At 60.9% G+C, this 25,783-nt stretch carries 18 protein-coding genes and 1 pseudogene; 15 read left to right on the forward strand and 4 right to left on the reverse strand.

What is annotated here, in order from left to right; all coding sequences use genetic code 11:
* The first annotated feature begins 468 nt into the window (after positions 1-468).
* The 6 genes from NFR41_RS02040 (at position 469) to asnB (ending at position 9,113) form a co-directional block, all read left to right on the forward strand.
* Complete coding sequence (locus NFR41_RS02040; protein WP_251230507.1) at positions 469-750, forward strand: ribbon-helix-helix protein, CopG family; 282 nt, start codon at positions 469-471, stop codon at positions 748-750.
* A gap of 88 nt (positions 751-838) precedes the next feature.
* The gene (locus tag NFR41_RS02045; RefSeq protein WP_251230508.1) at positions 839-2,338 is read left to right on the forward strand and encodes a helix-turn-helix transcriptional regulator; all 1,500 of its coding nucleotides are present in this window, start codon (positions 839-841) and stop codon (positions 2,336-2,338) included.
* Positions 2,339-2,660: 322 nt separating this feature from the next.
* Positions 2,661-4,442: an aspartate--tRNA ligase gene (gene aspS / locus NFR41_RS02050; protein ID WP_251230509.1), complete on the forward strand. Its 1,782-nt coding sequence runs from the start codon at positions 2,661-2,663 to the stop codon at positions 4,440-4,442.
* A gap of 666 nt (positions 4,443-5,108) precedes the next feature.
* On the forward strand, positions 5,109-6,359 hold the full coding sequence (locus NFR41_RS02055) for a carboxylate--amine ligase (RefSeq protein ID WP_251230510.1): 1,251 nt from the start codon (positions 5,109-5,111) through the stop codon (positions 6,357-6,359).
* Positions 6,360-6,402: 43 nt separating this feature from the next.
* Positions 6,403-7,245: an aspartate/glutamate racemase family protein gene (locus tag NFR41_RS02060; protein ID WP_251230511.1), complete on the forward strand. Its 843-nt coding sequence runs from the start codon at positions 6,403-6,405 to the stop codon at positions 7,243-7,245.
* Positions 7,221-9,113 (forward strand): asparagine synthase (glutamine-hydrolyzing), encoded by a 1,893-nt coding sequence (gene asnB, locus NFR41_RS02065; RefSeq protein WP_251230512.1) that lies wholly within the window; start codon positions 7,221-7,223, stop codon positions 9,111-9,113. Before NFR41_RS02060 ends, asnB begins: the two co-directional genes overlap by 25 nt.
* A gap of 158 nt (positions 9,114-9,271) precedes the next feature.
* On the opposite strand, the gene NFR41_RS02070 is transcribed toward asnB, so the two are convergent.
* From NFR41_RS02070 to NFR41_RS10570, 4 genes and pseudogenes are all read right to left on the reverse strand, one after another.
* A complete protein-coding gene (locus NFR41_RS02070) occupies positions 9,272-10,663 on the reverse strand; it encodes a sodium-dependent transporter (RefSeq protein ID WP_251230513.1) in 1,392 nt (463 codons plus the stop codon).
* A 497-nt stretch (positions 10,664-11,160) separates the two neighbouring features.
* Positions 11,161-12,684, reverse strand: a complete 1,524-nt coding sequence (locus NFR41_RS02075; protein ID WP_251230514.1) for a RyR domain-containing protein — start codon at positions 12,682-12,684, stop codon at positions 11,161-11,163.
* Positions 12,685-12,836: 152 nt separating this feature from the next.
* The gene (locus NFR41_RS02080; protein ID WP_251230515.1) at positions 12,837-14,606 is read right to left on the reverse strand and encodes a YncE family protein; all 1,770 of its coding nucleotides are present in this window, start codon (positions 14,604-14,606) and stop codon (positions 12,837-12,839) included.
* A gap of 15 nt (positions 14,607-14,621) precedes the next feature.
* A pseudogene (locus tag NFR41_RS10570) lies at positions 14,622-15,080 on the reverse strand (TIR domain-containing protein); the annotation flags it as partial.
* Positions 15,081-15,203: 123 nt separating this feature from the next.
* Between NFR41_RS10570 and NFR41_RS02085 the strand changes: the two are divergent.
* The 9 genes from NFR41_RS02085 to NFR41_RS02125 all read left to right on the forward strand — a co-directional run bounded on the left by NFR41_RS02085 (position 15,204) and on the right by NFR41_RS02125 (position 25,709).
* Positions 15,204-15,689, forward strand: a complete 486-nt coding sequence (locus NFR41_RS02085; RefSeq protein ID WP_251230516.1) for a hypothetical protein — start codon at positions 15,204-15,206, stop codon at positions 15,687-15,689.
* 87 nt (positions 15,690-15,776) lie between these two features.
* Positions 15,777-16,376, forward strand: coding sequence for a hypothetical protein (locus NFR41_RS02090; protein WP_251230517.1), 600 nt, complete (start codon positions 15,777-15,779; stop codon positions 16,374-16,376).
* Between the two features lie 499 nt (positions 16,377-16,875).
* Positions 16,876-17,838 (forward strand): hypothetical protein, encoded by a 963-nt coding sequence (locus NFR41_RS02095; protein ID WP_251230518.1) that lies wholly within the window; start codon positions 16,876-16,878, stop codon positions 17,836-17,838.
* Positions 17,835-19,031, forward strand: a complete 1,197-nt coding sequence (locus tag NFR41_RS02100; protein ID WP_251230519.1) for an OmpA family protein — start codon at positions 17,835-17,837, stop codon at positions 19,029-19,031. The genes NFR41_RS02095 and NFR41_RS02100 overlap by 4 nt, the downstream gene beginning before the upstream one ends.
* A 13-nt stretch (positions 19,032-19,044) precedes the next feature.
* Positions 19,045-19,785, forward strand: a complete 741-nt coding sequence (locus tag NFR41_RS02105; RefSeq protein WP_251230520.1) for a hypothetical protein — start codon at positions 19,045-19,047, stop codon at positions 19,783-19,785.
* A 27-nt stretch (positions 19,786-19,812) separates the two neighbouring features.
* Positions 19,813-21,390, forward strand: coding sequence for a coiled-coil domain-containing protein (locus NFR41_RS02110; protein WP_251230521.1), 1,578 nt, complete (start codon positions 19,813-19,815; stop codon positions 21,388-21,390).
* Entirely contained in the window at positions 21,390-22,802 is a 1,413-nt protein-coding gene (locus tag NFR41_RS02115) for a hypothetical protein (protein ID WP_251230522.1), read from the forward strand. Before NFR41_RS02110 ends, NFR41_RS02115 begins: the two co-directional genes overlap by 1 nt.
* Before the next feature lie 610 nt (positions 22,803-23,412).
* Positions 23,413-24,609: a hypothetical protein gene (locus NFR41_RS02120; RefSeq protein ID WP_251230523.1), complete on the forward strand. Its 1,197-nt coding sequence runs from the start codon at positions 23,413-23,415 to the stop codon at positions 24,607-24,609.
* Positions 24,609-25,709 (forward strand): hypothetical protein, encoded by a 1,101-nt coding sequence (locus NFR41_RS02125; RefSeq protein WP_251230524.1) that lies wholly within the window; start codon positions 24,609-24,611, stop codon positions 25,707-25,709. Before NFR41_RS02120 ends, NFR41_RS02125 begins: the two co-directional genes overlap by 1 nt.
* The last annotated feature ends 74 nt before the right edge of the window (positions 25,710-25,783 follow it).

Here is a 25,783-nt window from a genome sequence, read left to right on the forward strand (position 1 = left end):
ATTGCGGAGGACAAAAGCGCACCCTTCCTTGAAGGTGCGGTCCCATTGGGGCTGTGCCTTTTCGCGCTTTGGCAAGCGTTATCGAAGGTTTTGGAGTCTCCTGAAGGAGTCCCTGTTCACCCCTTGCTGTCAATCCGTAATACGATTGGTAAGACAAATGTGGTATACTCGATAGGTAGACGTGATGGTAATCCGAGGAGCGCCAATGATTCGTGTGCATTCCCATGCTCGGAAGCACGGTTTGACCGACGAGGAAATAGCCTATGCTTGGGAGAACGTAATACGCTGTAGGCAGAGGAATGGGACCGATGATCCGCCCCTTTGGATTGCCATAGGAGTTCTTCCCGATGGCAAGTTGGTGGAATTGGTGGCCTTCTTGGACGAAGCAGGGGTGTGGTGCGTATTTCATGCGTTCGTTCCCCCAACGAAGAAGTTCAGGAACGAGCTTGGTTTTGGTAGGAGGTAGCCATGGCTGCGATAAAGGCGAACGACGGGCAGATGGTGACCGACGCTATGATTGACGGTTGGTGCGAGGCGCTCGATCGGGACGAATGGCCTGATGGTTGGCATAACGTCGGCGATGTTGTCGCAGGGCGTCCGCCTGCGGCGGAGACCATGGCTGTCCTGTCGCTCAAACTTCCTGCCGGCATGAAAAAGGCGATTGAGCGCGAGGCGAAAAGCGAGGGCATTTCCACGAGCGCCTTTGCTCGCCGTGCTTTGGAGGACAGGCTCATCGCCCTCGGCGCTTGAGGTTGCTTGACGTTCGGAAGAGCGGGCGCGGCCTGAATTGTTGCGCTATACTCCCACTCATGTACGGAATCATGCGAGGAGGGGCTGCATGCGGTTCACTCAGGACTTTCGGGCGGAATACCTGCTGGTCGTCGCCTTTTTCGCCACCATGCCGCTGTATTCGCCGAACATGGTGCTGTTTCATGACGGGATGCCCTTCGCAGACGAGCTCATGCCGCTTTTCGTGAACGTGCTGATGGCTTCGAGCATTTTGGCGGGCGTGGCGGTTGCCTGGATTTCCTCGCGCCGTCGCGACCTGCTTTTCCTGAGGGTCCCGTGGGTGGTTGCGGGCTGCGTGCTGTATGTGGGCGGGTTCGCTTTGGCGACTGCGGCCTTCGGTTTGGGTGGTTCGGCGGCCACGGTGGCGGTTGCCTGTGCTGGCGTGGCATTGGGGGCGGGCACGCTGGAGCTGGCTGTGGCTTGGGGCGCCATGCTGTCGGGGTTCGACTTGCGCCATGCCCTGGGTTGGGTGGCCGTAGCCATGGGCTGTGCGTCGCTGCTGCAGCTGCTGCTAGCGTCGGTGCAGGTGGGAGTGGGGCTTGCGGTGTTCTTCCTGCTTGCGCTGCTGGGGGCGGTTCTTCCGGCGGTGCGTGCTGTGCGCGGCGGCATTTTTTCCGGTGCCTGGGGCGAACAGGCGGCGCCTTTGGTTTCCCGCGACGACGACTTCTACGGAAGTCTGGGCGGCCCCACGTCGTTTCTGGCCACGGTCCGTCAGATGGCCCAGGTGCTCATCGTGCCCTTCGCCGGGCTGCTCATGTTCGCCTTCATGATGGGCGTGCGCAAGTTCTTCGTGTTCGACGTGGTGAGCGCCGAGGTCCTGGGCGTGGTGGTGGGTGCGGCGCTGGTGCTGCCGTTGTGCTCGTTGCGCCGGGTCAAGCCGCTGCTGCCGTTCATCTACCAGGTGCTGGTGCCGGTGTTCGTGCTGGCCCTCATTATCTGCAACAGCTTCTACCGTGGGACGTTTCCGCTGTTCATCGCCGCCTATGCAACCTATGTGTTCTACGGCGCCATGGGTATTCTGGCCCTGGCGAGCCTGTGCGCCATGGCCCATGCCCGCGAGTTCTCGCCGGTGCTCATCTATTCGCTGACCGTGGCCTGCTTCGCTGCGGCGTCGTGGCTGGGCATCTTCTGCGGTACGCTGCCTCCCTTCGATGCGGATAACGGCGGTCCGTCGCTTCTGGTAGTGAGCACGTGCTACTTCGCGTTTCTGCTGGCGGTGCCCTTGTTCGGCGCTTGGCATCGGGAGCGTGCCGGGGCGGGGGCGAGCCTGCTGGCCGACGGGCGCGCGGCTGGCGGCGCGGCAGCTGAGGCGGCCGGCGCGGACGCCCTTGACGTGCAGGGCCGCTGCGAGAAGACGGCTGAGAGGTTCGGGCTTTCCCCGCGCGAGACCGAGATCTTGGGTTACCTGGGGCGCGGCCACGGCATCGTGTTCGTTGCGAACACCCTGGTCATTTCGGAGAGCACCGTGCGTACCCACGTGAAGAACATCTACAAGAAGCTGGGCGTGAACTCCCGCGAAGAGCTGCTGCAGCTGGTGGACGAGGCTTAAGGGGAGGCAGACGGCCCGCAGCGCGGCGGAGGCGAGGACCAATTATGCCATCATCCCCGTCCCCTCGACAGGTGCGCTATGTCAGGGGGACGGGGATGATGGCATGAGGTCGGCGTGCGGTGTTATGTGCGTGTGGGTTGGCTTTGGCCGGGTCCCGCTTTGCCAAGCTACGGTAGAATGAACCAGTTTTGCGGCATTGGCCGACGGGTTGCGCGCGCAAGGGTTCTGCGCCGGCGTCCTCGAGCGGGGGCGAATTGGCGGCGGGCACGGTGCGGGCGCAGGGCTTTCGGCTGCTCACAGGCTATAACGAGCAAGGACGATCATGACCGACTTCAAGAACGAGTACTGCATGCACACCGCCACCTGCGGCCAGCTTTCCGCAGCCGACGTGAACCAGGAAGTGGTGCTGACCGGCTGGGCGTGGCACACCCGCGACCATGGCGGCCTCATCTTCATCGACCTGCGCGACCGCGACGGCTACACCCAGATCGTGGTGGACCCCGATTGCGTGAGCGCCGAGGACTTCCAGAAGGCCGAGCATCTGGGCCGCGAGTACGTGCTGAAGGTCACCGGCCGCGTGCGCGAGCGGGCGCCCGAGGCCGTGAACCCGAACATGGTCACCGGCACCATCGAGGTGCTGGCCAGCGCGGTGGAGGTGCTGAACACCTCGGTCACGCCTCCGTTCTCCATCGAAGACGGCATCGAGACCGACGAGATCACCCGCATGAAGTGGCGCTACCTGGACATCCGCCGTCCGGAGATGCTTGCCAACCTGAAGCTGCGCCACACGGTCACCCAGGCTATGCGCCGTGCGCTTGACGAGCGCGGCTTCCTGGAAATCGAGACGCCCATCCTGGCGAATTCCACCCCCGAGGGCGCGCGCGACTACATCGTGCCCAGCCGCCCGAACCCCGGCAAGTTCTACGCGCTGCCCCAGAGCCCCCAGCAGTTCAAGCAGATGCTCATGTGCGCTGGCGTTGAGCGCTACTACCAGATCGCCCGGTGCTTCCGCGACGAGGACCTGCGCGCCGATCGCCAGCCGGAGTTCACCCAGGTGGACATCGAGATGTCCTTCGTCGAGGGCTACGACGTGACCGACATGATGGAAGGGGTCATGGCAGAGACGCTTGCTGCGGTGGGCATCGACGAGGTGCAGTTCCCGCTGCAGAAGATGCAGTACTCCGAGGCCATGCGCCTGTACGGCTGCGACCGCCCCGACGTGCGCTTCGGCATGCTGCTGCACGACATCACCGATATCGTGAAGAACACCGGCTTCAAGGTGTTCGCGTCCGTGGCGCAGTCGGGTGGTATCGTGAAGGCCATCAACGCCAAGGGCGCCGGCGACTGGAGCCGCGGCGAGGTTGAGAAGCTGGCCAGCATCGCCGAGGCCAACGGCGCCAAGGGCATGGCCTGGGTGGCCTTCACCACCGACGGCCAGGAGAAGGGCCCCATCAAGAAGTTCTTCACCGACGAGGAATGGGCGGCGCTGAAGGCCGAGATGGAGGTGGAGCCGGGCGATTTGCTGTTGTTCGCGGCCGACGAACCCGAGGTGGCCAACGCCGTACTCTCCGCCCTGCGCCTGCACATGGCCGACGCGTTGAACATCCCCCGCGAGGGCCACGCGCTTCTGTGGGTGGTGAACTTCCCGATGTTCCGCTACGACGCCGACGAGAAGAAGTACGCCGCCGAGCACCATCCCTTCACCCACGTGCTGAAGGAGGACCTGGACAAGATCGAGTCCGACCCGCTTGCCTGCGGAAGCTACAGCTACGACCTGGTTATGGACGGCTTCGAGGTGGGCGGCGGCACCATCCGTATCCACAACGCCGAGGAGCAGCGCCGGGTGCTTCGCGTGTGCGGCCTGATCGACGAGGAGATCGACGTGAAGTTCGGCCACCTCATCCATGCGCTCGAGCTGGGTGCGCCTCCGCACGGCGGCATCGCGTTGGGCCTGGACCGTCTGGTCATGCTGCTGGCCGGGAAGGCGTCCATCCGCGACGTCATCGCTTTCCCCAAGACCTCCAGCGCCTCCGACCCCATGACCGGGGCTCCCAGCGCCGTGACGGGCCGCCAGCTCAAGGAAGTGAGCCTGCGCATCCTGTAAGGGACGGCATCGGCTAAGAGAGAAGCGGGGCGAGTGCCAGCCAAGGCGCTTGCCCCGCTTTCTTGTGCCGAACCGTGCATACCGGGCAGGTTCGCACAGAAAAGCGTGCGAACCTGCCCGGTATGCACGGTTTCTTCGCGTTTCCCGCTTCCGGAAGGCGCAGGGCGTCATCAAAAACCTCGTTGACGGCGCGGATAGGCCGGATAGGCGACAGTCTGGTGATCGTCGGGCTGCTTCCTTCGATGGGGCCCCGAATGGGCTGCAGAGCAGCGAGTCGATGCTGCTCGTTCCGTGGCTGTCGCAGAAGCTGATTGGACCTTTGTCCAGGGTTGGCGAGTGCTTGCTGTGCAACGAGTCATTGCGGCAGCCTTCTTTCCCAGGATGCGACCAGTATAGCGTCCGAGGCAGACGAGCAAGTCATGCGGTCGCCGAGTCTGGTTGCCGGACGGCGATAAAACGGAAGAGGTGCTCTTGGGCGGGAAGACGGTTGGAGCGACCGGCTTTCCAGAGGTGCCCTAATGCTTTCATCAGCGGCTGCCTAGCAATTCTTAAGGCCCTATGGCTGTGCGGACAGGTTCTTAAGTATCCTTAAGAAATGTCTAAGCCTTCGTTATGGGACTTCTACCTGGGGTTTCGGTAACTTTATTGCCGACGAGAGGAGAAGTTATGGGTGACGGGTCGGCAGGGTTCATCCCGGTGCTCCTAGGCGGAGACGCGAACGCTTACGGCATGGCACGGTCGTTTCACGAGGAGTTCGGCGTGAGGTCGCGCGTGGTGTGCAAGGGGGCGTTTCACATCTGCCTGCACAGCCGGCTGCTGTCGGTGGACGTGACCGAGCCGCGCTTGGACGAGGACGACGTGTTCGTGCGGGCGCTTCTGTCCTACGCCCGGCAGCTGCACGGTGAGGAGCCGAGCAAGCGGCTACTGCTGGTTTCCTGCGGCGACAACTACACCCGCTTGCTGGTGCGCCACCAGGATGTGCTGCGGGACGAGTACGCGTTTCGCGTGGTGAGCCCCCAGCTGTTCGAGCTGTTCTCCACGAAGGGGCGCTTCTACCGTACCTGCGAGCGCTACGGGCTGCCCCTCCCGGCTACGTGCGAGGTGTCGCGCGAAGAGGCGCTGGTCGGGTGGGCGTCGCCGCTTCCTTTCCCGGTGGCCGTGAAGCCCTCCGACGACGTGGCCTACCGGCGTTGCTCGTTTCCTGGGAAGAAGAAGGCCTATATTGCCCGCAACCAGGCGGAGCTTGGCCGGATTCTGGCCCTGGTGTACGCTTCGGACTACGATGGGCCCATGATCGTGCAGGACTTCGTTCCCGGCGACGACAGCGCCATGCGCGTGGTGAACTGCTATAGCAACGGCCGCGGGCGGGTGACCATGGCGGTGCTGGGGCACGTGCTGCTGGAGGAGCATACCCCTGAAGGCATCGGCAGCTACGGCGCCATTATGACCGGCTTCGACGATGCGCTGATAGGGTGCATCCGCCGGTTCCTGGAAGACGTCGGCTACGTGGGATTCTCCAACTTCGACCTGAAGTACGACCGGCGCGACGGCACGTGCAAGCTGTTGGAGCTGAACCCGCGGCAGGGCCGGTCGAGCTACTTCGCCACGGCGTCGGGCGTGAACCTAGCGCGCCATGCGGCCTACGACGCGGTGTTCGGCCGCGAGCTGCCCTTCCAGACGGCGCGCCCCGCCGACCAGGTGCTGTGGACCATGGTACCGCTTTCGGTGGTGGCGGCCTATTCGGCGGAGGAGGCGGCTGGCAAGGCCCGGCGGCTGCAGGCCCAGGGCAAGGTGCGGCGGACCTATTGGGGCGGTGCCGACCGCTCGCCCCTGCGTTGGCTGAGCTACCAGATGAACCAACGCAACTACCGGCGGCAGTACGCGGAGTGCTTCGGGAGGCGCCATGGAGATGATTAGGTCCCACGGGGGGGGGTGCGCCTTTTCGGGGCGGGGCGATCCTATGGTTGAGAGGCGCTGCGCGCGGCAGCGGCTGGGCATCGTGGGCGGCATGGGGCCGGCCGCCACGGCGCGGCTGCTGCGGCGCATTGTGGAGTTCACCGAGGCGTCGCGCGACCAGGACCATCTTGAGGTGACGGTGCTGAACCGCCCGCAGATCCCCGACCGGAGCGCCTACCTTTTAGGAGTGCCGGGGGCGCCGTCGTTCGTAGGGCCTTTGCAGCAGGCGGCGCTTGAGCTGGAGGCGCTGGGGTGCTCGGTGCTGGCAACGCCCTGCAACACGGCCCATGCCCGGGCGTCGCGAATTGCCGCGGTGCTGCAGCGCGGACGATTGCTGTCCATGGTTGAGGCGACGGCGGGCTTGCTGGCGATGGCGGGGTATCGGCGCGTGGGTCTGCTGGTCACCGAGGGCGCGGCGGCCTCCGGCGTGTACGACGACGCGCTCAGCCGCCGGGGCGTGGAGGCCGTCATGCCCGATGCGGCTTGCCAGCGCCAGGTGCAGGCGATGATCTACGGCGAGGTGAAGGCGGGCAAGGTGCCGTCGTGGGGCCAGGTCATGCCGTTTCTGGCGATGTTTTCCCAGGTTGGATGCGATGCGGTGGTGCTGGGTTGCACGGAGCTGTCGCTTCTGGGAGCGCCCAGCCAGATGGGCGGCATGGCGGTGGTGGATGCGCTAGACGTGCTGGCGGCCTCCTGCGTGGCGGCATGCGGGGCCTCGGTGCGCCGGTGCGAGGTCGATCGGTCGTTCGCCGAACGGTTGCGGCCGTACGTGATGGACGGTGCGGCGGTGGGAGAGGCGCTGTTGAGCGGAGGTGGGGAGCAGTGTGCGGCTTTGCAGGCTTCGTGATAACGGCCCGGGTGGCCGATCCCCTGGCCACGGCACGGCTGATGGGCGAGCGCATTGCCCACCGGGGACCCGATGACGCCCAGTACTACGCGGACTCGCGCGTGGCCCTGGCTTTCCGGCGGCTTTCCATCATCGATTTGGAAGGCGGGCGCCAGCCGCTGGCCAACGAGGACGGCTCCTGCGTGCTGGTGTTCAACGGCGAGGTGTACAACTACCGGCAGCTGCGGACCGAGCTTACGCGCCGCGGGCACAGGTTCGCCACGGAGTCGGATTCGGAGGTGGTGCTGCACGGCTACGAGGAGTACGGCCGGGGCATCCTGGACCGGTTGCGGGGGATGTTCGCCTTCGTGATCTGGGACAAGCGCACGAACACGCTCTTCGGCGCCCGGGACATCTTCGGCATCAAGCCGCTGTACGTGTACGATGGAGGCGGCGAGTTTCTGTTCGCTTCCGAGGTGAAGGCGTTTCTGGACCACCCGGGGTTCGCGACGTCGGTGCGGTGCGAGCGCTTGGCCGACTACCTGTCCTACAGCTACCTTCCCGACGAGGAGACCCTGTTCGAGGGCGTGCGGAAGGTGCTGCCGGCCCATTGGTTCACGTGGCGCGACGGCCGCTTCGACACCGGGTGCTACTACGAGCTGGCGTACCGGGCCGATCGCAGCCTGTCGGAGGGGGAGTGGGCCGAGCGGATCCAGGCGGTGTTGGACGATTCGGTGGCGGCGCATTTGGTGGCCGACGTGGAAGTGGGCGCGTTCCTGTCGTCGGGGGTGGACTCCAGCTACCTGGTGCAGCGGGCGGTTGCGGCGGGGAGCCGGCTGCGCACGTTCTCCGTAGGCTACGAGGACGAGCGCTACAGCGAGCTTGCGCAGGCGCAGTGGCTGGCCGGGCAGCTGGGGGTGGACAATCGGGCAGCGCTGGTGTCGGCTGAGCAGTTCTTCGACGCCACGGCCGACATCCAGTACTTCATGGACGAACCGCTGCCGAACCCCTCGGAGAACCCGCTGTACTTCCTGGCCCAGGATGCGGCGCGCTTTGTGAAGGTGGTCGTCTCCGGCGAAGGGGCCGACGAGCTGTTCGGCGGTTACCCCAACTACCAGCAGGAATGCTGCACGGCGGCCTACGAGCGGCGGGTTGCGGGCCCGATGCGAGCGCTTCTTGGACGGACGGCGGGCGCTCTGCCGGCGTTTCGGGGCCGCAACTTCCTTGTGCGCGGGGCGAAGCAGCCCTGGCAGCGCAACTCGCGGGCCGACTACGTGTTCGGCGCGCAGGAGCGGCTGCGCTTTTTGTCCGACGACGTGCGCCGTGCGGCGGATGCGTCGCCTGGCCCCCAGGAGGCGTCGAGGCGCTACTTCGACGAGGTGCCGGGGGCCGATGCGGTGACCCAGCTGCAGTACGCGGACATGAAGACCTGGCTTCCCTACGACATCCTGCTGAAGGCCGACCGCATGTCCATGGCCCATTCCTTGGAGCTGCGCGTGCCCTACCTGGACCGCGAGGTGCTGGAACTGGCTTTGACGCTGCCGGTGGGGCAGCGCGCGTCCTCCGACCGCTCGAAGATCGCGCTGAGGGCGGCGGCCGGGCAGGTGCTGCCCCGGCAGGTGGCCTCCCGCCAGAAGCTGGGCTTCCCTTCGCCGCTTGCCTCCTGGCTTCGCGAGGACGCTTACTACGAGCGCGTGCGCGAGGCGTTTGGCAGCTTCGCGGCCCGGGAGTTCTTCGCGCCAGCCGAGCTTATGCGCCTTCTGGACGAGCATCGCGCCGGCGCGCGGACGGGCGTGTCGCACATGCAGCGGATCTGGTCGTTCTACAGCTTCATCCTATGGCACGATCAGTTCTTCGGCACCAGCAAGCGCGCCAGGCGGCGAGGGTAGGAAGCGCCGAAGCCCGCACAATCGGCAGGTTGGCGCAAAAATACTCACGAACCTGCCGATTATGCGGGCTTCTTTCGCGGCTGCTCGCGTGCGGGATCGTCGTGAGGGCGGGCGGCGGGGCTTCGGCGCCCGCGAATGCGCCCAGCGGCCAGGGTAGGCTAGCCTAGGCCCAGCCAGGTCTGCACGATGGGGACGTAACCGCTGACGAGCACCACCACGATGAGCGCCGGCAGCACGTAGCGGATGTAGGGGCGCGCCCAGCGGGGGAAGGGGATGCCGCGCCCGGTGTCGGCCTCGGCTAGGAAGCGGTCCCAGCCCCAGCCGCGCTTGGTGGTGCAGAACAGCAGAAACACGAGGGCGCCTAAGGGCAGCACGTTGTTGGACATGAGGAAGTCCTCGATGGCCTGGATGTTTCCGATGCCGGGCACTTCCACGCCGGCCCACAGGTTGAAGCCCAACACGCAGGGCAGGCTCAGCAGCGCCAGGGCGACGCCGTTCACGGCGCAGGACTTCTTCCGCGACCAGCCCCATTGGTCCATGGAGAAGCTCATGATGTTCTCGAACACGGCGATGACCGTGGAAAGCGCCGCGAAGCTCATGAACACGAAGAAGAGAGCCCCCCACAGCTGCCCCAAGGGCATCTGGTTGAAGACGCTGGGCAGCGTGATGAACACGAGCCCCGGGCCGGCTCCCGGTTCCACTCCGAAGGCGAAGCAGGCGGGGAAGATGATGAGCCCGGCCATGATGGCCACCAGGGTGTCAAGGCCCGCGATGCGCACTGCCTCGCCCGTAAGCCCGTAGCGTTTGTCCACGTAGCTGCCGAAGATGGACATGGAGCCCACGCCCACCGACACCGTGAAGAACGCCTGACCCATGGCGGCCAGCACCGCGTCGGCGAAAGTGCCTGGGCCGCCCTCGAAGAGCTTGCCGAAGTCGGGCAGCAGATAGAAGGCCAGGCCCTCGCCGGCGCCCGGCAGCGTGACGGCGCGGATGCACAGCACGGCGAGCACCGCGAAGAGCGCCACCATCATGCCCTTGGTGATGCGCTCGACGCCGTTGCGCAGCCCCGCGCGGCAGACCAGCACGCCGATGGCCACAACGATGAGCATAAAGAGCGCCATCTGCAGCGGGTCGGCCAGAAGACCGTTGAAGACGCCCTCCACCTGGGAAGCCTCCAGGCCGTTGAAGGTGCCGGTGAGGCTGCACACCATGAAGGCCAGCATCCATCCAGCCACCGTGGTGTAGAACATCATGAGCAGGTAGTTGCCGAACAGGGCCACCCATTTGAAGCGGTGCCACTTGCTGCCGGCGGGCTCCAGCGTGTCGAAGCTGCGGGCGACGCCCTTGTGGCTGGCGCGACCCACGGCGAACTCCATGACCAGGATGGGCAGCGCGAAGACGGCCAGGAACACCAGGTACATGACGACGAAGGCGGCGCCGCCGTAGAGGCCGGTGATGTAGGGGAAGCGCCAGACGTTTCCCAGGCCGATGGCGCATCCGGCGCTGATGAGGATGAATCCCAGACGAGATCCGAAGGTTTCGCGGGCCATGGGGCAAGCTCCTAGTTTGACGTGCGGACAGGCGATGCGGGCGGGGCGACGGGCGCACCCGGCGCGGTTGCCGGCTGGGCTTCGGCAGCCGGCCCGTAAGCATCGCCGCTCAAGTTTACAAGGAAGGTTCAGTATAGACGAAACCGCCGCGGCAGTGGCGCCAGCGTTGCGAAAGCGTCTCCGACAGGGGCGAAGGGCCTGCGGTTGCACGATGGCTGCGATTCGAGGAACGAGTTGCCGGTAAGGAATATGGACCTGAAAACACGCCAAAAGTCGAAAAATGGCCTTCGGGTGAAGCCAAAAGCCAAGCAGCGGCTGTGTCGCGGCAGATAAAGGGTGCTTGGGGTCGCCGTTATTTATACTCATTGCCGAAAAAGTATAAATAACGGTGGCGGAAATCGCCGTTATTTATATTCGAGAGAGATTGCGACAGAACGGATTCCGTCGGGGATGCCCCTGCCTGTTTGGGTTTGGGGCATCGCGCTGACGCGTGCCGGCTACCTTACCACGGCCAGGTTCACGCTGGCTAGCAGGTTGGGGATGGAGCGGACGGCGGAGCGGTTCCATTCCTTGGCGCGGTCGGGCAGCTCCTCCCAGGGCACCAGGTAGGGGCTCTGTCGGCGGGCGACGTCCTTGGCCGGCCCGTAGTGCCAGCCGGCCTTCTGCCGCTCGCGCAGCCACCGGCGGTGCTCCAGGATGGCCAGGCACTCCACCTCGCTGGCGGTGAAGGCGGTCACGCACCGCTCGGGGTAGCAGGTGCCGGCGGGCAGCACCTCGTAGTTGAGGGTTTCCAGCTTGTCGTGGATGCTGGTGATGTAGGCGATGGACGAATCGCGCAGGTCGACGGGCAGGCTGGCGAAGCTCGCGAAGTCCTGGTCGGCCTGGGACGCTATGCGGTCGGCGGTGTAGCGGGCGAACGATGTCTGCGCCAGCTCGGTGATGACGTCGGTCTTGCCGGCGTAGTCGCGGATCGCCAGCAGGTCGGGGGAGTCCACCAGCAGGGGGCGCGCCGTGGCCGGGCCGTAGAGGGCGCACACCAGGATGTTCCAGATCAGCTGCTCCTTGCCGATGAGCCAGCTGGGCAGCGTGGGGCCGTAGCCGTCCTGCTCGAAGCTGGGGTTGGCGTCGCGGGCTTCCTGGATTCTTGCGATGAGCTGGGGAACCTCGAAGTCGGCGTAGGGTGAGAGGTCCGTGGACACTTCGCGGTGGTAGGCGTCCAGGGACTCGTTGCAGGAGTCGACGAAGTAGGTCACGGCCGCCTCCCCGAAGCCCAGCTCCAGGAAGCGCTCGCGCAGCAGGTCGATGATGACGCCCATGACCGCGCAGTCGTCCCACCAGCTGCCGCTCACCAGCTCGATGCGGTTCTGCAGGCACCAGGCGGGCAGGATGACGAACAGCGCGTCCAAAGCCCCGGCGGCGTTCAGGGACTCGTAAGCGGCGGCTTCGGCTTCCATGGCCTGCAGCACGTCGCGTAAAGCGGCGATGGCCTGGGGCGGTTCGGAACCGTTGTCGGCGATGGAGGCGATGGCGCGCTTGAAGTCGGGCAGCGGCCCCTTGCCGGAGCGGTCGCGCTCGTGGGATCCGCGCCGGTTGTTCACAGCGAAGGGCGGGCAGAAGCGCTCGAAGGTGGCCACGGCCTGTTCGGGCGTAAGCGTGTTCAGCTTCAGGGGGTGGGCCGTCCAGACGGAAACGGAGGCAAGGCAGGCCTGGGCGTTCGTGGGGTTTGTGCAGGCGGCCACGATGCGGTTCTCGTAGGCGGCGCGCCAGTAGTTCGCGTTGAAGAGCAGGCGGTCCACGGCGGACTGGGTGCCGCGGCGCAGGTTCGTGCGGTCGGGGGACTCCACCTCGGCGGGCAGCGCGTCGGTCGGCTCGTCGCTGAAGGTGCGGGCGAGGTAGGCGGAAAGGGCTACCTTGACGATCTCGATGGGCTTCAGAGTGTCGCCGCGCTTGGCCCGCTCGCGCTCGATCGCGCCGCGCACGAAGGCGGTCGGTCCGCCGGTCTGCGTTCTGCCCTTAGCCATCCGTTGGCCAATCCCTTTCTGCTAGAAGAGCGTCACAGCCCGCCATCTGGGGTGGGTTTGCAGGCGCAATGCGACAGCGCCTGGCTCACAGGCGCTAATGATAACGGTTACCGTAGGCGGTATTGGGCAATGGTGAGGGCATCAAGCGCGCGTTATTCGGCTTCGAGCAGCTCGTGCGCCTGGGCCAGAAGCTCGTCGAGCGAGTAGTCGACTGGATCATCGTATCCCAGGTCAAAGCGATAGCAGAGGAGTCGATCCGGCTGGTTTGCCGGCTTGATGGCGGCGACGACGATTGACCCCTCGAACTCTTCGACAATAGCGTCTTCGATTTGGTAGGGGATGGAGCATTGGTAGGTGTCGTTTTGCACGTACGGGAAAAGCTCAAGTGGAGAAAGAAAATCTAAGGAGCCATTGCTCAGGGCGACGACGAGGCCGTCACTCTCAGAAAGCCGAAGGGACCCTACTGACACGATACTGCTGGGAAAGACTTCGGTATGGAGCTCGTTTCCGTTTTCGACTTCGAGGAGGCGGAGGGTGTTACCTGCGCTGCAAACGGCGGTAGCATGTCCATTCGTCAAGATTATGCACTGTATGGTCGGAAGCCCAAAGTAGCTGTAGTTATTGAAAGGCTCGCCTGATATCGAGGGACTAAAAACACCTTGGACGGTCCAGAGAGAATCATCGAAAGTTGATTCAGAAATGTCGTAGGCGCCAAAGGAGTAGGGGCAGTTTTGGGGAAAGCTTTCGTAATCGACGTCGTATGTGGCGCCCAAAAGATAGGCGTCGGAAATGGCAAGGGATGTGAGTGCAACATTCCCGAAGTCATAAAAGGCGTAGCCTCGGTTTTTGTCAAGAATTGCGACGAACTTCCCGGCGCCAAAGCAAGAGATTGATTCGTCGTTGGAGAGAGCGAAGGGATGAAAGATGTTCAGCGCATGCTTGCCATCTTCGTCCACCTCATGAGGGTCGACATCTACGAAGAACCCTGGGCAGTTTGTTGAGATGGGGTAGACAATAGTGCCGTCGTGGGAGTCGAGTACTGCGACAACCAGGTCTCCTTGTCCAAGAGGGTTGCTCTCGTCGGTAATGGTGGCTGCAGCGCAGTATGCGCCGTCGTCGGAGACTGCCAACGCATCGATTGGGAGAGGGCCGAAGTCCCAAACGACCTGGTTTTTCCTGACATCAACGCAGACGAAGTCGCAGTCTTTCGCAGCGCTGGCTATGAGCAGATTGTCGGGACCAGCTGCTTTCATGGTCCATGTCCAAGCGTCGATGGTAACAGGGTCGAAGGCGAACTGCCGTAGATTTATTGAACTGAGTTCGTGCCCAGTGAACGCATCGAACACGCTAACGATGCCGCTGGCATCGAGGGCGGCCACCCAACCCCCGCTGGGATTCGACTCGATGGATACTATTTCTTCGTTCAGGTCAGCTGCAAATGTGGGGTGCCATAGTTTTGGCGGATACGTATCTAACTCTAGGACTGCTTCGAGAGCCGTTACTGCATCTTCGACGATGGGCCGATTCGGGTGCTCGGCAGATTCGGGGAGTGCGGCTAGCACCGTTTCCAGCGCTTGCAGTCTTTCGCCTCTGCTGAACTGCTCTTGAGAAAGTGCCGCTAGGCTTTTCGATTCGGCGATAAGAGCGTCTTGGGAGGCGCGGTAGGAGTGGAAGCTCAGAGCGGAGACGAAGCCCATGATGGCGATGGCGGAGAGCGCGAATGTGATGATTCGGCGTTGGCGGCGGGCTTTCTCTCTGCGCCGTAAGTCGTCCAATCCGCAGCCTGCGATTCCTGCCACTACTTTAAGGAGCTCGAGATTTTCGCTTGTCCGATCATTGCTGCGGAGATCCGCGGCTAGGGGGTGGAAAGGCATTTCCCGAATTGCCCCATGGACGTCAGGTTCAAAATGCGATTTGAGCATGCTAGGAATGCTAGATTCCGATGACCCAGACGCAAGGACGCAGATAACTCGCTCACGGCCGTGATAGCGGATGAAGGTATCGATTTCTTGGCGGACCCACGTGCTTTGTTCTGTTTCGGGGGAACAGATAACGATGAGGGAATGTGATCGGGCGAGGGCGTCATCGATGCTTTTTGGCAGGGAGGGAGAGGCTGCTAGTTCGTCTTCGTCCCGAAAGCATTTGCCTAATGTTGAACCTGGATGTGGCCACGTCGCGTTCTGGGGCAACGCGAGGTCGCGGGGTAGACGAAAGGTCTCGATAAATCGCTGAACTACCTGGGCGACTTCTGTATCTTTTGGTAGGTGGCGGTAGCTGATGAAGGCGGCATATTTGAAATCGCCACGACTACTTTTCGACTGGTTGCTGTGCTCCGGCCAACAAAGCTGGGCGCAGTCGTTCATCCCAGAAGTTGCAATGTCATTCCAGTCTCTCATGCGGGAGATTATAACCGCTTATCGGATGGCGAAAGCTAGCATGTGGCGAGTAGGCCATTGGGCAACGATTTTGCGCTCTTGCTCGTACAATCCGCCCGTAGACGCAAAGAGAAAGGCTGGGATATGGAAAACAGTGCCATTAATGTAACCGAGCAAGATGTAGGGCCGATTGGCTGGGAGACTGCAAGCGCTGGCGCAAGCCAGGCATGCGCTCGGCCCGTTCTCGACTCATGGAAAACCTCTGTCGGAGGATCGTTTCTCGGGCTTTTTCTCCTTATTGTTTGCAACATCATGCTGAACGTGACAGGGTATCTTCCTTTTGAGATATACCTCATGGTTCTCCCTGTGCCGATTGCGCTAATTGTCGTCCAAATTGTTTATGCGCTGGTAATCTACCCCTCGTTTTTTGGAGCCGAGCCGAAAGCAAAGTCGAGTTTCGCTATATCATTGCTCAACTTTTTCTTCGGCGGCCCTCTTTTCGGTGCGCTCTGGAACCATAACATCACGAAGCGCAGCAAGGGTATTTCGAATGTCGTTATTGCCGTCCTACTAATTATCGATTTGGCGTATTCGCTTTATCTGCTTGTAGTTGTTTTCTCTCTGCTATGAGGGTAAAGAAAGCGATTTTGGAGCCATGCGGGAGTGCTCGGCTGTTGCGGTTGCGAGGGAGCTGGCTTCGGGAGGAGGGGAGGTCGCGTGGGCGGATTGCGCGCAAAACTGCTTTTTGCCATTTCGACTGTAGCGTTGCTGGTCGGCTTGCAATTGTCTGGCTGTAGCTACGATTCGTTCGAAAAGGATGTGCCAGAATGTCCCGACTACGCTGGCAACATTCTTCAGAACTGCGAAGCGTCGGTCCACGATTTCCTTGGAGGATCGGAAATTGCGGTCAGATTCCACGAAGAAAAAGTGCTGGGTGTGAGGCTGGATTGCCATTACGGCAAATGGGTGGAGGAAGGGCGCCCTAAAAGTGCAATCGATTACGTTTACTACTATCTTTATCCCGAATCGGGCGATAGATGCGTGGTGCTGTATTCCGATGGTTCGGATGTGTGCTTTTCCGTGGGTCTCGACACCCCAGACGGTGAGTCCCTTGGGGGCTCGTTGTTTGTCGATGGAGAGGGTAAGTTTCTTCGCAGCAACCCCGTGTCGGGTTACCGGAATTCGGATAGGGCACAGAAAGAGATTGACAAACGTTACAACTACTATCACGAGCAGGCCGCATCTGTTCTTCTTTCGCTTGACCAGGACTACTTTGCGAAGAAATATCCTGCGTCATGTATTTCGAGGGAGCAGTGATAGAACTGGCTATCTGTGGGCTGCAGTCGGCGGGGCATGTATAAGCTCGATTGCCCAACAAGGATTCGCCTTTCTTAGTACCATTGACTAAGAGGTTGATTCATTTGCCTGGTCGCCAAACCCGGATGGTGCTTAGAGAAAGGGGTTTACTGGGCTCGTGCCTTGGAAACTGCGCCCTCGGGATGTAGAGTCTGGCCGTTTCCAGGCTTGGCTCTTGCCTTTGATTGGCGTGCGTAAATATAATCGGTCAAGCCAAACCACAAAGCCATCATCCGTGATGGCGCAATACCTCGTATGTTTTTATGCGAAAACGCCTCAGAGGTGACGCTCGCTGGAGAGAAATGTCCGCGCAGAAGGGCATCTGCCAGCAAGACATTGATCTCCGCGCGAGGTACAGCTTGTGGTTTGGCGACCAGGTGGGTGCTCTTCTTCTCGAGCTCTTGGTCGCGAGAACTGCCACCCACTCTTCAGCAGAGAGACGAAGGGGTTGGCGCGGCATATGCTCGCAAGAAAGTATCAAGCGTTTCCGGGCGACAGGTATATCTCGGACTTGAAAAAGGCGGCCAAGTCGAGCCGATCGTGGATTGGCGCTTTGAGGATTGCGATTCTTATTTCTGCCGTGGCAGACTTGTACATCATGTGGGACCTCGTCTGTCTTGCGCTCGACGAAACCAAGCCTGTTGACTTGATACCAAGTCTGCTGTCGGGCGGTACCGAGCATCTCCTTGCGGGCGGGACGACTTTTTTCATAACCCTCTCCCTCGTGCTCTCGTATCTTTTTATAGGCCATCTCGTGGGCAAGAAGGCGCGCGAGTACAAAGAATTTCGCAATGCATCAAGTCTCGTCGTGACAATTGTCGCCTCTCTTGTTGAAGCGCTTGCTCTTGTCTGCATCGCGTTCTTCAGGCTGGTTTGCAAGGTGCTCGAGGCGGGGTTGAGCGGGGGATCCGGCATGTCTTCGGGTGCTTTCAGTGAGTTCAGCGACGCTTCGGCATCTGCGGGGCTTGGCTGGGAGGTGTTCACCCCGGCGGGCTTTGCCGATTTCCTCGCTGGCGGTGTGAGCGATAACGTCCTTGTTGATGCGGCCATTGATGCGGCGGTTCTGGCAGCAATTATGTTTCTAGGCGCCTTTCTCAGCATGGTTGTCGCTTATTACAAAGGCGATCCGATTGCTGGCAGAACTTTGCGGAGCGCCCAAGCTAACCTGCATAACGATAGCAGGGCTTATTGGCTTGCCTATTATCGCGCTGCGGCTGACCCTGCCAAAGAACGAGAATACGAGGCGGCAGAAAGGCGGCTTGATAGAGAGGCTGTAGGCGTTCTCTTCAGCTTGAGTTCCCTTGCCTCGCAGCTTAATGGGATTCTCGATCCGGCGGACGCGCGAGAGTTTCGATCCGCCAGCAGTTTGGCGATTGACCATTGTTGCGCATCGACCACGACGGAAGGCGGTTTTGTTTCATGAGGGCAAAAAAGCTTTACGCGACCATTGTTTGTGCCTTTACGCTAGTCGCCCTTTTGGTTTGCGGGGGCTGTTCTGGGACCGAAGAGGTTCGCGATGAGGGGAGCGAATACGAAGAAAGCTGTGTTCTGATATATGGGCGCCACGCGAATTCGCAAGCAGATCCCACTCTGCTTGGCTCCGCTATAGAAGACGTAGTGTCGTCTCAAGGCACGCTGAGCCTTATCTTGCTTGACGGGTCCCCTCAACTGGTGGGCAAGCAAAAGTATGCGATAGAAAGCCGCAACAGGACGAGAGTGGAGAGCGAGATAGCCGGGAAGGTGGAAGAAGCACAGGGCGTTATTTCAAGTGATGCGCTTGTTGCCCAGGTGCCCGAGGTAGATGTGCTTGGTGCCCTAGAGTTAGCAGGTAGGGAGCTCTCTACTGCGAGTGCGGACAAGGTTTCTTCCGGTAGGAATATTGTGGTGATTTCTGACCCCGGCTTTTCCACCGCCGGAAGTTTGAATTTTCTCGAAATAGGGCTTACCGCAGATGCGGACGAGTTTTTGGCTTGGGCCGAGGAAGAAGGCAGGCTTCCCGATTTAAGCAGTATTGATGAGATACGTTGGTACTGTTTCGGAGATGTGGCTGCGCCTCAGGATAAGCCTTCACCTGGCATGATTAGGAGCATGAAAAACCTGTACGAGTCGGTGTTGCGTGCTTCGGGGTTTGCTGGCGATCTGATTTGGGAGGAAGCTGTGCCGGGACCAGCGCTTCCCGCTGACGGTCTTCCGGAAGTAAGCGTTGTCGAGATGCCCGAGCCTTCGACTTTTGTGGGGGCCAAGATCGAGCTTCGCGACGATAGCGGTATTTACTTCTTGCCCGACGAGGCGGATTTCGTTGACCTTGATGTCGCATCGCGAGCGCTTGCGCAGTACGCGGCTGAGTTGGCCGACCATCCTGATTTGACGGTGCATGTTACCGGGTTCACCGCTCATGCGGGCGGAAACACCAGGCATGGAGACGGGGAGCTTGAGTTGTTGCGTGCGGAAGCAGTGAAAAGCGTTCTCGTGGATGGCGGCGCCCGAGATTATCAGGTTGTTGTTGAAGAAGGGGGCGAGGGTCCCTATGAGTACGAAGAAGGCGCGAGCGACGAAGAGAGGGCAGAGACGGACAGGAAGAACAGGTTCGTCGAGCTTCGGTTTGCTGAGGAGTAGGGCGTAACCCGACATGGCTGAAGACGCAAATACTGCAACGAATGGGCTGGCAGCAAGGCCCCCGAGAAGTGTGCTGGTGGAGGCGAGACGTACGCTCTGCTCGCCCCCGCAGCTGACCACCAAGGAGAGAAGGGAGCTCCTGCGCCAAGGGCGTGGAGATGCCAAACGACGGCTGACGTACGTGAGTGAAGAGGGTGAGCTGGTCTCTCCGTTCAACGAGATGATGATCCAGGAAGCAAACTCACAGATTGCGGCTGTATGGTTGAAATGCGATGGAATAATGTTTGACCTGCGCGTGTTCTTGGAGCACGAACGGACTCGTCGCGAAACGCTGTACGGACGCCTTACCGAGCTTTACGGAGAGCGCGACGCCGTATTGTCTGCGATTCGAAACGCCACATTTGATGGCGATGCGGGAACAAGCGACTATCTTGTGAGCAAGCGGAAGGCGAAGCGCGAGAGGGACGCGCGTGCTTGTTTTGACGAAGAGGAAGCGACGCTGAGAAAGTCAATCCGCGGGATTGCTGTCAGTATGGCTGCGGCGGCGGAGGATTACCGGGATGCCGAGGACATAGGGGCAACCCACGAGGGGATTGTTCGCCAGGAGTATCTCAGAAAACTGTCGATTTACCTTTACGGGGCTTCTCGCTATGTTCGAGTGGCTCCAGAAATGGTCAACGATGGATCGTTGAGTAACGGCCCGAGGCGCCGCCACGACGAGCGGTTTGCTGGCTACGATCCAGACTTGAGCTAGATGGCTGGCTAGAGAGTAGGAGCTTGTATGGCTCGTTTCGACAATTCAGGTAGCCAAGGGAGCGGTTCCGCCGAAAAGCCGCCTAACTCAGCAGATCGGGTTGGCGGTGCGCCTCCGACTCGAGACCGCGGCTCGCTCTGGGTTAGGAGCTTGGAGTTCGGGGTCAAGAAGAGCCCCCTTCCTTTCCTGCGTCGGAGGAAGGCGCGGGAAGCAATGGGCAGCCTCGAGAGTCTCGGTTTCGACGATTTGCTTTTCGGAGATCCCGCAGTAAGCGCTAACACAAAGGCCCGCCATAATGAGCCTGGGGTTTTGCGGGGAGAGCTTGCCGATGCGATGGTTCGTATTGAAGACAAGTTTCATAGCGGAACCTACGATGCAGAGGCAATGCCTCTCGTGGAGGCTTACTTGGAGGAGCTCCGCAAATTAGCGGCTATACAGGTGAGGCGTGGTGAAATCATCGGCCAGCGCGTCGCCGATATCAAAGAGGCAAACACGCGGGCTTTTGTGGCGGTAAGCGAGCAGCGCGAAGCTCGTGCGGCGGAGATTCGGGAGGAATACGAGGCCGCGCAGCTTCCTTCGGTGATTCGCCAAGAGGAGCGCAATGCTCGCCGCGTGGCAAAAAAGGAGCGAGGAATTGCTCGCGAGCGGGAGAAAAACGAAAGGCGGCAGGCTGCTGCTGCGAAAAGGGCGATTAAAGAGTCCTATGAGATAGCGCGGAAAAAGAGGAAGGAAGCTCTTGCCGAGGCAGAAGCGGAGCGTCGGGCGGCCGCAAGGGCAATGCGGGAGGCCAACAGGCAGGCGCATGAGAGCTTGAAGACCAAGGACAAGGAGAAAGAGATCCTGTCTGCGCGTGCCGCGGCGGAGGCGTACGTAGAGCAAGAGCGTTTGAAGATTGCGAATGCGAGGGCTGCGATCAACGCTGAGGCGGCAAGGGAGGCTGAGCGGCTGGCTGAGGCGAAGGAGGCTATTGCTGCGGCGGAAGCCGAAGCGGCGGAGCAGATCCGCAAGCGTGCGGAAGCGGAGGCCGAGGCAAGGGAGCAAGCCCGTATTGCCGATGAGGAAAAAAAGGCGCGTGAAGAGGCTATCGCTGCTGAACTTAAAGCGCGTAGGGAGGCGGAGGAAGCCCGAAAAGAGAGGGAGGCTGCCGAAAGGAAAGCTGCAGAGGCGAAGAAAGAGTCTGAGTCCAAAGGCGAAAAGACGGAGGAGACGAAGAAGGCCGGCGGTTTTCGGGAAGCCGAATCGGTGGATCGCGAAATCGTTGAAACGGGGGGCTCCGAAGAGGCAGCCAGTGCCGAATCCGACTTTGTTGCCGAGGACGAATCGGATTCCAGCATCGATGCCGACGGGAGTCTCGAGGGCGAGACGGTTGAGGAAGCGGAGAGCGACGCCGGGGATGCCGCCGAAGACGGTGCTGTTGATGGCACCGGGGGTGCTGCCGAGGATGACGTCGACGGTGGCGTCGAGGGCAGTGCCAAGGATGCCGCCGGGGAAACAGGGGAGGAAGCCCGCAGGAAGCTCTTCGGAGCTGCTTCGCAACGTGTTGCCGATTTCGCTGCGAGAATGGGGGAGAGCATTCGGAACCGGCTTCCCGACAAGGATAACTGATGCGATTCAGCGGGGAGAGCGGTCGCGCCTACGTTACTTCCGATTCGCCTTTTTTTCGCGACGAAGAGGGAGATTACTATGCTCTAGAGGGAGCGGAAGGCCGCGCGGTCAAGACGTTACGGTCTTCCGTCCAGTGGCGGGTTCTCAACCGGGTGAGGCGTCAGATCGAGTTCAGCGTCCCCGATCGCGTTAAGAACGAGATCTGCTGGCCAGTCGACGTTGTGCATTCTAGAGGGGGTGTCGGCGACGGAGAGCTCGTCGGTTATGTGCTCACCTGCATGCCCGAAGGGGTGCCGATCAGCAAGCTGTACGGGCATTTCCCCTCCATGCACTTCGGAAGCAAAGTGCGTGTAGCGGAGAACCTCTGCATTGCAGTCAAGCATGCTCATGAGACCGGCTGGGTCGTGGGTGATATGAACCCTCGGAACATTTTGGTGGATGCTGGAACATGCCGCGTTTTCATTGCGGAGACGGGGGTTAGGCTGGAGAGAGGCAAGTTCCTCGGCCCTGGAACGTCCGAGTGGCTTCCGGTTGATTTGCAGGGTGTGGATTTGTGCAGCCTGTGTTCAGGGGGTCACTCCGAGGAGAGCGATCGATATGCCTTAGCCGTTCACGTATTCGCCCTCTTGTCTCGAGGCTGGCATCCGATGAGTTTCGCTCGGAACGGCTCGGACTCAATCAGAAATCTGAGCAACGAAAGAAAGCCTGAGGAGTCTCCTCGCCAAATCGCGGAAATGAGTTACGCGTTGCCGCGATGGGACATCGCAAAGGGAACGTATCCTGTAAGACGGTACAGGCTTTCATCGCTGCGGTTTCCTCTCCGGCTTTCCCGCTGCTTCAGGCGGGCGTTTGGCACGGGGTCGGGACGTTCTGATTCCTGTCGCCAGCCTGCGGAAGAAGAGCTCTTGAGGGGATTGCGTGCCCTGGGACGTCGTCCCCGGGCGATGCTCTCCATGCTTATTGACCACGATGCGAGACAGAACGAAGGTGCCGGCGTTGCGACGGCGACCGACGAAGATGCAAGGGATGCCGTTCTGCGTGTCGGTGTAGAGGCGGGGAGGGCTGATTTGCCTATTTCCGACGAACGGGTATATGGCAGGGTGACGCTTGCCCTCGCTTTGCTGACGGGGCTTAGCTATTGCTTTGGCTCGCCAGGTCGAACCGCGCCAGTCTTGGCGGCGGCGCTGGAAGGGCTTGGCCTCACGACGGCTTTAGAGTATTCGGTTGGCGTCGCTTTGGCTATAGCGGGGTCGCTTGCAGGCCTTGTATGCGTGCGGGTATTCCGCCAAGTTTGCGGCAGGCGAAAGACGCTGACGCTTCGCAGCTATTTCATCGCGTTTGCCTGCTCGGTTGCAGGCAGCTTTCTTTTGCCCGTGGCCTGTTTCTGGATGCGAGAGATGGCGGTGCGGTGAGAGGCTCGCAGCGAAATAGGCAAGGGCTGGAGATCCCGCAGACGGTTGACCATGTAGCCTGCTTCGTTGTTGTGGAAACGGGAGGTTCGGCTCCCGCTCTCTATACGCGCGCTTTGCAGGAGGCTGCAAGCGGTTTTACCGCGCGGCTGAAGAGCGAGGGATGGGGCAGGGAAGGAGTGCGAATTGGCTTTATCGAGGCAGGCCAGCAATGCGTAGTGTGGAGCAGACCCGGTCGAATCGAGGATTTTTCCGTTCCCTCTCTTCGGTTCGGGGGTGTTGCCGACTCTCCCCGGGCTTTTGCTGAGGCCGCTCAAGCGCTCAGGGAGCAACAGCTCGCCTGGGCGGAAAAAGGCATCCCATCCGTCCGTCCGCTCATTTTCTTTGTGAGAAGGGGCTCGGAAAAAAGTCATTCCCTCGAGCTTTTCGACGACGTATCTCGCGTCGAAGACGAGCGGGTCGAATCGCCAGACTGGCAAGTCGTGCAGTTCGACGATGTAACAGGTACGGGTGGTCGACTCGAATGGAGGCAATGGCAACGGGAGGCGCGAAATGCGTTTAGCCAAATTGCAGAGCGCCTACGGGAGTCCGTCGTTTCAGATAGGGGAGGACTATGAGCGGACCGAAAGGTTTCGATATCAGACTATCCGCTTGGGAGCAAGAAAGGCTGAGAGAGGAGAGGGAGAGGGAGGCGTGTCTGAATGCCTGCGAGAGCCTTATCAGGCGCATCGAGGCACATCGGGAGGCCTGCCGTACGCTTGGCTCGGAGATAGCGAAGCTGGGAGGATGCGAGGTTGTCGCAGCGAGCAAGCCTTTGCCCAGGTTAAAGGCAAGTTCCCTTGCTGAAGTGAAAAAGTGGCATTCGGAGTTGGATTGGATTTGCAAGAAGGTCGAAGAGGAGGAGGTGAGGCTGCGCGGCGAGCAGCTTGCTCTACAGTGGGAGCGGGATGTGCTGGTGCGTGCGCGTAGCGTTGCGGGGGCGGTTGACCTTTCTGCGATTAAAATCGATGCCAATGCGACACCTGCGTCTTCTCGCAAAACGAGCGTAGGGGATAAGCAGGTCAGACGAGACGACATTGAGTCTGCCCTGAGGGCGATTGCGGGCATTGGCGATAGCTCTCAGAGAGAAAAACTGGTTAGCCTGCTTGAAGGCGCGCAGTCTTTGGAAGACTCGAAAGCGCGCCATCGCGCAATTCTGGAGGTAAAAACAGAAGTGAACCTTGTTCTGGACAAACAGGACCTTCAGGCGATTGCGCGAAAAGAGCTCGAAGCCATTTCTCATGTAAACTCCGCTTCCGCCTCTGAAACGCGCAATTTCGCAGAGACGGTATGTGATAGGCAGTCTCTCGGTACGCTTCGCATGATGATAGCCGACGTGGTTGACGAAGATCAGGCAATGCGAGAGCAGCGTTATGTGGAGAACGCCTTAAAGGAAGTACTTGAGACTATGGGGTATTCCGTAGGGGAAGGGTTTACTGCAACAAGCTACGGTGATGTGGCGTTTGCCGAAATCAAAGAGGCTCCCCACCACGCAATTCGCTTCCAATACAGCCCGGGTAATGGCGGCCTGTACTCGCGGGTGGTGTCGGATGGACTTACGAGCGCGGCAGAGGATAAGGCGGAGGAGGAACGTAGCTGCGCGGCGGTATTCGCGGCTGCGAACAAGCTTTCCGAAGCGGGGATAGGCGTGCGGCTCCAATCCGAGAGGAAGCCGGGCGAGGTGCCCGTTGAGGTGGCCAAGGTCGCAAGGACCTCAATGCGGCAGCGTCGCTCCGAAGGGCAAAAGAAGAGACGCGAGAGGAATGCATAATGGATAATTGCGATGCTTCTGCCGCGGATAATGCATCGTGGCTTAACCCGGATTGCAAGGATACTCCCATGTGGATGCGCTCTCTGTATGCCTCCTTGCCAACGACCGGCACCTTCGTGCTTTTCGGGAATATCCACGATTTGCACCCTGTTGTGATTGGTGACGATTGCAGGCCGGATACGACTATCAATTCCATTTGGGAGGTTCTGAAGCGTTGCGGCTTCGATGGCGTTGTGGTCTTTGATCCTCTCAACGGATTTCGGGTTGCGAAAACGCGCGAATCGCTCGCTCCCGATGTTGTGCTTGGCGGACTCTCGTCACGCATCGGAGGCGAGCTCATGGAAACGCTGTCCCTTGATGGCAGGGGCCGCGCCGAAGCCCAATGTGGCCAGAGGGGCGTTTCGCCCTTTGCCGGCCTGAGCGCCTTGGCAGAAGCAGTGGCACGGGGCGCTAGCCCTTCGTTAGCCCTCGTCGTCGACTACACATCTCAGATGCGAGATGGTTCCTCGGCGGAAGATGAGGCGCTCTTGCAGGCGATGCTTGCTTCGGTCGAGATATCGAATTGCCATGCATTGTACAACGGTGCCCCCATCCGGTTCGGGCACGAGGGTTTTCCGGGCATGCTGCGTCATCCGGTGTTTTGGCTTGTGGATGCCGTAGATGATCTGCCTTCCTGGATGACGAACGGCGACGGCGTCCGCCAGATTCCTATCGCGAAACCCGACATCGACCTTCGCCTTCGGATGGCGGCGCTATTACTTCAGGGTCATGTCGAAGGGGACGATATACCCGCTGTGGCTCGTAGGTTTGCGGATGCGACCGAAGGCTTCTCGATGCGGGGCATGTACGAATCGGTCCAGCTTGCGCTACGTATGCGATCGGTGGCGCAAGATATAGAGGACGCGGTTAGGACCTATAGGCAGGGTCTGTCCGAAAATCCTTGGCAGAGTACGAGGTTACGAGAGCAGCTCATTGATGGCAGAGAGATTCTCGAAAGAAGGGTTTTAGGGCAGTCTGCCGCCGTCGATAAGGTCTTGGATATTCTCAAACGCTCGGCTCTTGGCCTTACGACCGCCCATAAAAAGAACCCGTCCTCTTGAACTGCGTCCCAAAACTTGGACGAATTAGTAAGGACTAAGCTGCTAAGGACTGATTTCGGAATTCCTCCGGAGTC

Source organism: Adlercreutzia aquisgranensis (assembly GCF_943193145.1).
Taxonomy (GTDB): Bacteria; Actinomycetota; Coriobacteriia; order Coriobacteriales; family Eggerthellaceae; genus Xiamenia; species Xiamenia aquisgranensis.

Coding starts and splice junctions, on each gene's coding strand:
- NFR41_RS02040 (WP_251230507.1), top strand. CDS start 469: ATGGCTGCGATAAAGGCGAACGACGGGCAGATGGTGACCGACGCTATG.
- NFR41_RS02045 (WP_251230508.1), top strand. CDS start 839: ATGCGGTTCACTCAGGACTTTCGGGCGGAATACCTGCTGGTCGTCGCC.
- aspS (WP_251230509.1), top strand. CDS start 2,661: ATGACCGACTTCAAGAACGAGTACTGCATGCACACCGCCACCTGCGGC.
- NFR41_RS02055 (WP_251230510.1), top strand. CDS start 5,109: ATGGGTGACGGGTCGGCAGGGTTCATCCCGGTGCTCCTAGGCGGAGAC.
- NFR41_RS02060 (WP_251230511.1), top strand. CDS start 6,403: ATGGTTGAGAGGCGCTGCGCGCGGCAGCGGCTGGGCATCGTGGGCGGC.
- NFR41_RS02070 (WP_251230513.1), bottom strand. CDS start 10,663: ATGGCCCGCGAAACCTTCGGATCTCGTCTGGGATTCATCCTCATCAGC.
- NFR41_RS02075 (WP_251230514.1), bottom strand. CDS start 12,684: ATGGCTAAGGGCAGAACGCAGACCGGCGGACCGACCGCCTTCGTGCGC.
- NFR41_RS02080 (WP_251230515.1), bottom strand. CDS start 14,606: ATGCTCAAATCGCATTTTGAACCTGACGTCCATGGGGCAATTCGGGAA.
- NFR41_RS02085 (WP_251230516.1), top strand. CDS start 15,204: ATGGAAAACAGTGCCATTAATGTAACCGAGCAAGATGTAGGGCCGATT.
- NFR41_RS02095 (WP_251230518.1), top strand. CDS start 16,876: ATGCTCGCAAGAAAGTATCAAGCGTTTCCGGGCGACAGGTATATCTCG.
- NFR41_RS02100 (WP_251230519.1), top strand. CDS start 17,835: ATGAGGGCAAAAAAGCTTTACGCGACCATTGTTTGTGCCTTTACGCTA.
- NFR41_RS02105 (WP_251230520.1), top strand. CDS start 19,045: ATGGCTGAAGACGCAAATACTGCAACGAATGGGCTGGCAGCAAGGCCC.
- NFR41_RS02110 (WP_251230521.1), top strand. CDS start 19,813: ATGGCTCGTTTCGACAATTCAGGTAGCCAAGGGAGCGGTTCCGCCGAA.
- NFR41_RS02115 (WP_251230522.1), top strand. CDS start 21,390: ATGCGATTCAGCGGGGAGAGCGGTCGCGCCTACGTTACTTCCGATTCG.
- NFR41_RS02120 (WP_251230523.1), top strand. CDS start 23,413: ATGAGCGGACCGAAAGGTTTCGATATCAGACTATCCGCTTGGGAGCAA.
- NFR41_RS02125 (WP_251230524.1), top strand. CDS start 24,609: ATGGATAATTGCGATGCTTCTGCCGCGGATAATGCATCGTGGCTTAAC.